General features: G+C 33.6%; 10 protein-coding genes. 6 read left to right on the top strand and 4 right to left on the bottom strand.

The features are described 5' to 3' along the window. From infC to rplT, 3 genes are all read left to right on the top strand, one after another. A partial coding sequence (gene infC, locus SKA34_RS12235; protein WP_006645850.1) for a translation initiation factor IF-3 occupies positions 1-485 on the top strand: 485 nt, incomplete at its 5' end. A 101-nt stretch (positions 486-586) separates the two neighbouring features. Next, positions 587-781 (top strand): 50S ribosomal protein L35, encoded by a 195-nt coding sequence (gene rpmI, locus SKA34_RS12230; protein ID WP_005367387.1) that lies wholly within the window; start codon positions 587-589, stop codon positions 779-781. Between the two features lie 44 nt (positions 782-825). After that, the gene (gene rplT, locus SKA34_RS12225; RefSeq protein WP_005367388.1) at positions 826-1,179 is read left to right on the top strand and encodes a 50S ribosomal protein L20; all 354 of its coding nucleotides are present in this window, start codon (positions 826-828) and stop codon (positions 1,177-1,179) included. Between the two features lie 78 nt (positions 1,180-1,257). Here the strand turns inward: rplT and SKA34_RS12220 are convergent, their stop codons facing one another. Beyond that, entirely contained in the window at positions 1,258-3,390 is a 2,133-nt protein-coding gene (locus SKA34_RS12220; RefSeq protein ID WP_006645849.1) for a TonB-dependent siderophore receptor, read from the bottom strand. 428 nt (positions 3,391-3,818) lie between these two features. On the opposite strand from SKA34_RS12220, the gene SKA34_RS12215 reads away from it, so the two are divergent. The 3 genes from SKA34_RS12215 to SKA34_RS12205 are packed head-to-tail and all read left to right on the top strand — an operon-like array spanning position 3,819 to position 5,830. Then, a complete protein-coding gene (locus tag SKA34_RS12215; protein WP_006645847.1) occupies positions 3,819-4,445 on the top strand; it encodes a PepSY-associated TM helix domain-containing protein in 627 nt (208 codons plus the stop codon). A gap of 16 nt (positions 4,446-4,461) precedes the next feature. Beyond that, complete coding sequence (locus SKA34_RS12210; protein ID WP_039860328.1) at positions 4,462-4,989, top strand: DUF2271 domain-containing protein; 528 nt, start codon at positions 4,462-4,464, stop codon at positions 4,987-4,989. A gap of 4 nt (positions 4,990-4,993) precedes the next feature. Beyond that, a complete protein-coding gene (locus SKA34_RS12205; RefSeq protein WP_198138489.1) occupies positions 4,994-5,830 on the top strand; it encodes a DUF4198 domain-containing protein in 837 nt (278 codons plus the stop codon). Between the two features lie 276 nt (positions 5,831-6,106). Here SKA34_RS12205 and SKA34_RS12200 read toward each other — a convergent pair whose 3' ends face one another. The 3 genes from SKA34_RS12200 to SKA34_RS12190 all read right to left on the bottom strand — a co-directional run bounded on the left by SKA34_RS12200 (position 6,107) and on the right by SKA34_RS12190 (position 7,111). After that, the gene (locus SKA34_RS12200) at positions 6,107-6,448 is read right to left on the bottom strand and encodes a hypothetical protein (protein WP_006645844.1); all 342 of its coding nucleotides are present in this window, start codon (positions 6,446-6,448) and stop codon (positions 6,107-6,109) included. 14 nt (positions 6,449-6,462) lie between these two features. Continuing rightward, entirely contained in the window at positions 6,463-6,720 is a 258-nt protein-coding gene (locus SKA34_RS12195) for a YiaA/YiaB family inner membrane protein (RefSeq protein WP_006645843.1), read from the bottom strand. A gap of 145 nt (positions 6,721-6,865) precedes the next feature. Next, positions 6,866-7,111: a hypothetical protein gene (locus SKA34_RS12190; RefSeq protein ID WP_006645842.1), complete on the bottom strand. Its 246-nt coding sequence runs from the start codon at positions 7,109-7,111 to the stop codon at positions 6,866-6,868. Between the last annotated feature and the right edge of the window lie 75 nt (positions 7,112-7,186).

Below are 7,186 nucleotides of genomic sequence, written 5' to 3'. Positions count from 1 at the left end.
GTGGCGTACGTGAAGTTCGCCTGACTGGCCTTGATGGCGAATCAGTTGGTGTTGTTTCACTTGATGAAGCAATGGAAGTTGCTCTAGAAGCTGGTGTGGATCTAGTTGAAATTAGCCCTAATGCCGAGCCACCAGTTTGTCGCGTGATGGACTATGGTAAGTACCTGTTCGAAAAGAGCAAGGCTGCTAAAGAGCAAAAGAAAAACCAAAAACAAATCCAGATCAAGGAAGTTAAATTCCGACCTGGTACAGACGAAGGCGACTATCAGGTAAAACTACGCAACCTGACTCGCTTTTTAGAAGAGGGCAACAAAGGCAAAGTAACGCTACGTTTCCGTGGTCGTGAAATGGCTCACCAAGGTCTTGGTATTGAACTTCTTAACCGTATTAAGGGTGAACTTGAAGACATCGCTGTCTGTGAGAGCTTCCCTAATCGTGTAGAAGGTCGCCAAATGACCATGATGCTTGCCCCAAAGAAGAAGTAATAACGGCATTCAAGTAGCTAAGAAGCGCTGCTTTAAGTAGCGCTTTTTGTTCGCCTTATTACTGTGATTATTAACTATCAACAATGCGGAGTTATCATCTCATGCCAAAGATGAAAACAAATCGTGGCGCAGCTAAGCGCTTCAAAAAAACAGCTGGTGGCTTTAAGTTTAAGCACGCTACTAAGCGTCACATCCTGACTAAACGTACTACTAAGAACAAACGTCAGCTTCGTCCAAATGCAATCCTTCCTAAGTGTGAAGTGGCTGCAGTTGCTCGTATGCTTCCGTTCGCTTAATCGTTTTTAGTTTTATATTTTATTATTTTAGTTAGGAGTCTCCTATGCCTCGCGTAAAACGTGGTGTACAAGCACGTGCACGTCACAAGAAAGTTCTTAAACAAGCTAAAGGTTATTACGGTGCACGTTCACGTGTTTACCGCGTAGCTTTCCAAGCTGTTACTAAAGCTGGTCAATACGCTTACCGTGACCGTCGTCAGAAGAAACGTACTTTCCGTCAACTTTGGATTGCACGTATCAACGCTGCTGCACGTCAAAATGGTATGTCTTACAGCCGTCTAATCAACGGTCTGAAGAAAGCATCTATCGAAATCGATCGTAAGATCCTTGCAGATATCGCTGTATTCGACAAAGCTACTTTCACTGTTCTTGTGGAAAAGGCAAAAGCTGCACTGTAATTTATCAGTCTAGTTTTTAAGTTAAAAGGAGAGCTTCGGCTCTTCTTTTTTCATATGATTAAAAATACATTTGATATATTAAATATCATACTTTAACGAAAGCATATAATTACGACCTTCACCGGGCGTCATCCCATTATAATCTCCCGTATCTACATACTTTTTATCAAGAATATTATTAACATTAAACATAACGGATAAATCTTGTTTTGAATTAATCGGCACGTGGTAGGCAAGACCAGAATCAATTTTTGTATAAGCATCCTTTTTCGCTTTATTATCATTGTCTCCGAAACGTGAACCAACATAATAGATAGAGTTATGTAATTCTATTGAATCTGTTAAATCATAGCTTGTTAATAATGATGCAGAGAAGCGTGGTAACTCTTTAGGTGTTTTTCCGTCCAAAGTCGGATTGCTTTCATATTTACCAATAATATATTGCGCAGAAGTTATTACTTTAAGCTTGTTTGATATTTGTCCAGTGATACTGAAATCGGCACCTGTATGAATTTGACTAGCATTTAAAAGTGTTATTTGCTCATACTCAGAATTATCTGGAAGTTTTTCTGTTACACCTCTGTCATCTTCACGAAGATGGAAAATAGATGTAGTAAGTAGTGTACGATCGTTAAATAATTTAGACTTAAATCCTACTTCATACAATTTGCTTGTTATTGGGTCTGGTATTTTCCCATAGTTTACATCGAGTGGATCTGTGATTGGGTCTTGTGGTTCAAAACCCTCAGCATAACTAAGATAAATGGTTGAATTATCGTAAGGGTGATACATTAGAGAAATGTTTGGGACAATGCTGTTTATAACAATATTTTTGCCTGTACCTTCTTTTTTATCATTGGTCGTTTTATCTCTGTGGTATTGGTCATATCGAAGACCTGCCATTAATTGCCACTCAGGATTAAAAGTCATAATGTCTTGCACATAAATACCGTAACTTTGTCTTGGATACGTATTACCTGACTTAAAAGAGCCTAAGTCTGAAATATTGAAGTCTGGAATAGGAAATGAATGATTAATGCTTGCATCATAAATAATAGCATCATCATTGTCAGAGCTTAATGTCGTTAGCGTATGATCGCGCAAATTAACACCTGTTATTAGTTGGTGTTCAATACCTTTAGTTGTAAATTCTCCTGTTAGATTGATAGCTGCGGTATGAATATCATAATGACGTTGGCTATATGTTGGTTTTATTTTGTAATTACCTGTTTCAATGCTGTCGTCATCGAGGCTAATTTGGGAATTATAACCTGCAATATGAATATCAGTATGATGATAGCTCGCAGAGACTTGCCAAGCATCATTGAGGTAATGTGTTAATTTCATACCGTAAACGTCTTCTGTTTTTGTGTTTTTTGCCCACGGCGCATCTAGAATTAAATCTTTGTCATTAAATTGATTTCCTTTTTTATCGAATATTAATCCATGATCACTATATCCATTTTGATTTTTAGTATCAAAATTTAATGAGAGCATTGTATTCTCACTAAGATCATAATCTAACATCAAGGCAAGAAGATCGCGGTCAGTTGATGGGTGATTACCATCTTTATATTTTCGCCAGTTATCTTTAGTTTGTTTTGACCCTATAAAACGATATCTTAATTTATCAGTGGCAGATCCTGTGGTGTCAAAGACAGAGCGGTAAGTGTTATTACTGCCGATATTTTGTGAGAAAGAGGTTGTTGATTTACCTTGAGGTTTTTTGGTGATCATATTAATGATGCCACCTGGTGAACCTTTACCAAAGAATAATCCAGTAGGGCCTTTTAATACTTCAATTTGTTCGTAAAGTTCTGAAGGCTCTTGTAACATTGAATCTTTTTGTTCACCATCACGGAAATATCCATATCCAGAGTCAAGTCTAAATCCTCGAATAGCGAAGCTTTCCATTCCATCTGAGTTATGTCTTTCCTGTACTGAAGTATCAATTTTTAACGCATTATGAAGGGATGTTGCTTGTAAGTCCTCTAGTGATTTTGAGTCTATCGCTGTTACATTTCTTGGTGTATCTACGGGAGCGAGTTCAATGCCTGTTGCTGTACTTGTTGATGTTGGTTGATAGTCTTCAGGGTTATGTCCTTCGACTGTTATGACACCTAATGTAGTAACATCTTCTGCGTATACAGAATAAGATAAGAGTATTGATAAAATTGCGATGCTAAGCTTTTTTTTTCTAAAAGTATTCATTATTTCTTATATTTCATTCAACAGTATTTAATTAAGTTAAACAACGATAATCATAATATCGCTCTAAATTACTTGCTGGATATTCATTATTTTCGGTTGAAAAAAATGAATATTTTCAGTCGTTTATAAACTTAGAATTGATAACCAATAAGTAAAAAATGATAAGGATAGAAGTGTTATAAAGAGTAATTTCTCGCTCTATACTGTATCAATTTAGAGAGATAATACATTCACAACGCAAATGATATCAATAATCATTATCATTTATTTTTATAAAATTAATCGTGGTAATCACTTAAGATATTGATTTTAAATATAAAGATTTTTATGTTATTTGTTATTGACAGAAACATGACAAAACTAACATTGAGTAATAATCATTATCATTTAGGATTGTTTGGTACTTTACGATAAATTGTGTATTAATTATGTTAATTAAGAAGGAAATACAAAATATAGCCAGAAAGATCCATATATATGTGTCTATGTTTGTGCTTTTAATTTTACTTTTTTTTACTTTTACAGGAGTTACATTAAATCATGGCGACTTATTTGTTAAATCAAATGTGGAAGCTAAATCTGAAATAATAAAAATACCTCATTCATTTTTTAGTTCTAAAAAAAATATTGAAAATCTAGATGAAGATAAGTTATTAGAATATATCTCTGATCATTCAGATGTTCATGGGGTTGCTTCAGATTTACAAGTTTATACTCAATATAAAAATGAAAAAATTTTGGAAGGTGATATATCTATAAATTATAAATCTCCTGGGTATGATGCAGTTGTTTATATTGACTTAAAAACAGAAACAGCTGAAATAGAAATGACTGATTATGGTTTTATCGCAAAATTAAATGATCTTCATAAGGGGCGTAATACTGGAATTTTTTGGAAATTATTTATTGATATGATAATAGTTTTAATAACAATACTGGTACTAGCCGGAGTCTGTCTATTAATTCCTAAAAATAAAGTGATGAATAATGCTTTAAAGATGACTTTTCTTGGAGGTTGTGTTGCTGTTGTTATTTATTATTATTTCATTTCTTAATGATAGTGAGATTTAAATGTTTAGTAAATGCTGTATTAAAATAGTAGTTTTATTCTTTTTAATTATATCCTCTTTTTCTATTAGTTACGCAGATAAAATACCAATAAATTCAATGTTAGAAGTTGAACTAAAATTACCAGAAATAAAAACTGGTATGTATGCAAGGCCGTATGTTGCGATATGGGTTGAGGACGAAAATCATCAGCCAATAAAAACACTTCAATTATGGGTGGGAAAAGATGACTGGTTGAAAGATTTACGAAGTTGGTGGCGTAAGATTGGTCGATATGATCGAGACCGAGTTGATGCTGTTACATCAGCAACCAGACCTGCTGGAAAATACCATTTCTTATGGGATGGAATAAATGATAATGGCGAAAAGATTGAACAAGGTACTTATACACTTTATGTTGAAGTTGTTCGAGAACACGGCGGTCGCGATTTCTTCGGTCAAAATTTAGAATTAGATGAATCTTCATTCAGTCAGGTTTTAAAAGCTAAACATGAAATTGGAAAAATTAAAATTGATTATAAAGTTGAGTAAATTAATAATGAAAAAAAACAAATTAAAAGTATTATTTCTTACTTGTCTTATGACAACTAGTTTTATTGCTGCATTTTCTGCTGAGGCGCACCCACGTTGGATTTTACCCTCTCATTTTACAGTATCAAAGCAAGGTGGAGACTGGATTAGTTTCGATGTTAGTGCATCAAATTCAACATTTAATTTTGATAAGGCACCGGATAGTGAAACTGCAAGAGTAATGATGCCAGATGGGCGTGAGTTAGAACCTAATAATGTGACTAGAGGACAGCGTAGGTCTATTTTTGATTTTTATTTTAGTGAAGAGGGAACACATAAAGTACATATCAATCAGCATCCTAAATATTATACTCGGTATCAATCTGGACACAGGGAGACATTAAAAACAGTAGAAGCAAATAAAGCAAACAGAAATCAACTTTTACCAGAAAAAGCGCGAAATGTGTATACTGAAGTTAATTATACTCGAGCGGAAAGTTATATCACCGTTGGTAAACCATCAACTAAAGTAATGGAAATTTCTGGTGAATATTTAGAAATGGTTCCATTAACTCATCCTGCTGATATTGTTGAGGGACAGCCAGTAACATTACAATTTTTCTTTTATGGTAAACCGCAAGCAGGTGTGAAAATTGATATTACACGTGAAGGTACCATGTATCGTAATCGTCAAGAACAAATTAACCTTGTCAGTGATAAAGACGGAAAGATCACTTTTACACCTTATATAGCAGGTCGGTATTTACTAAAATCAAATTATATTGGAAATATTAATAATAATTCTATGTATGATAAAGCCAATGTTAGTGTGCATTTTACATTTGAAGCATTACTAAAATAATGTTGATTGAATTTAAATTACAACTTAAATTGATCATAAGATGCTTGTAGATATCACTATATTCGATAAATCTACTTTCACTACTATTGTGGAAAGACAAAATCTATACTGTAATTTACCGGTCTAGCTTTTAATTTAATAGGAGAGCCAAGGTTCTCCTTTTTTTTTAATATTGATAACTATCAATTATCAACTCAAGCTTTAAATTGAGCAGCTCTAATTTCAGCATACATTCAATATCTAAAAAAAATTCCTCACATATTGTCTGCTTATATGTCAATAACATCTTCTTTGTAACTCTTTCGAATTTTTTAGTTTAATGAGTTCTTTGTTGAAACGTAACTCTCTTTTATTTAGTTTAAAAACAGCATTATTAATATGCCTTACTTGTACTGTCTTAATGCCGCTATGATTTGATATAAAAAAAGAAGAAAAGTGATGTTTAACAGGAGAAGGGGATGTGATGAGATTTAAGAAATGCTGATCAGCATGATGAATCTGTTGCTTGAGGCGTTGTATTTCTTCAAGCAACAGAGTTTGTTTTATCTCTAAAGCAGCGGTCAGCTGCTTTAGTTTTTTATGTTGAAAGTAGAGATGTCTAAACGAAACATTCTTCATTATAAGTCATTAAGTTATTCATCGATATCGTTAAGTAATTTAGCTGTTTTAGCTTCTTCTATTCGGTTAATTAAACGGCTTGACTCTGCTTCATCACGAATAGCTTTACTTAAAGTGATAGTCGCACTGACAAGAAACAAACTACAAATACTGTAATAGCCTTTCACGATTAAATCACCCGGTAATTTGACGATACTGATGATCATCGCAATTGATGCAATGACAAAAGTAGCTTTAGCGTATGTTAACCAATAGTTATCTTGTTTTTTCATTTGATACTCCAATACAATAAAACACTGTTCAATTATAATATTTGATATTGCTTAATAATGCAACGGTGTATTTTATTTTTATTAGATATAAAAAAACCAGCACTCAGAAGTAGAGGGCTGGTTTTAAAATTAAAGAAAATAAAACTTATGCTTTAATCATACGACGCTGTTTGTTTGCGCGAACACGAGTTTTAAAGAGAAATGCGAGGAATGGTACTAAAAGAGCGTTAAGACCAATGAAGAATACAAGGTTAACAATGTTAAAACCTGCAGCTGATTCAATAGGCATTGAATGCGCTAGGCCATAGTTACCAAGAGCAAGTAATGCAGTGCAAAGGATCATTGCAAGTGTTGAGATTTTTAATAGTGCAGCTAGATCTTTATTGTTCATCAGAAACTTCCTAACTTTGATTTTGATCATAATTTACACTGAAAAGTGTAATTTTAAAACAGTTTTGATGATTTA

It is taken from the genome of Photobacterium sp. SKA34, assembly GCF_000153325.1.
Classification (GTDB): domain Bacteria; phylum Pseudomonadota; class Gammaproteobacteria; order Enterobacterales; family Vibrionaceae; genus Photobacterium.
This window is presented reverse-complemented; position numbering and strand designations above follow the sequence as displayed.

Bases quoted from the DNA above. Each gene is read 5' to 3' on its own strand.
- rpmI (WP_005367387.1), top strand. From the start codon at position 587: ATGCCAAAGATGAAAACAAATCGTGGCGCAGCTAAGCGCTTCAAAAAA.
- rplT (WP_005367388.1), top strand. From the start codon at position 826: ATGCCTCGCGTAAAACGTGGTGTACAAGCACGTGCACGTCACAAGAAA.
- SKA34_RS12220 (WP_006645849.1), bottom strand. From the start codon at position 3,390: ATGAATACTTTTAGAAAAAAAAAGCTTAGCATCGCAATTTTATCAATA.
- SKA34_RS12215 (WP_006645847.1), top strand. From the start codon at position 3,819: ATGTTAATTAAGAAGGAAATACAAAATATAGCCAGAAAGATCCATATA.
- SKA34_RS12210 (WP_039860328.1), top strand. From the start codon at position 4,462: ATGTTTAGTAAATGCTGTATTAAAATAGTAGTTTTATTCTTTTTAATT.
- SKA34_RS12200 (WP_006645844.1), bottom strand. From the start codon at position 6,448: ATGAAGAATGTTTCGTTTAGACATCTCTACTTTCAACATAAAAAACTA.
- SKA34_RS12195 (WP_006645843.1), bottom strand. From the start codon at position 6,720: ATGAAAAAACAAGATAACTATTGGTTAACATACGCTAAAGCTACTTTT.
- SKA34_RS12190 (WP_006645842.1), bottom strand. From the start codon at position 7,111: ATGAACAATAAAGATCTAGCTGCACTATTAAAAATCTCAACACTTGCA.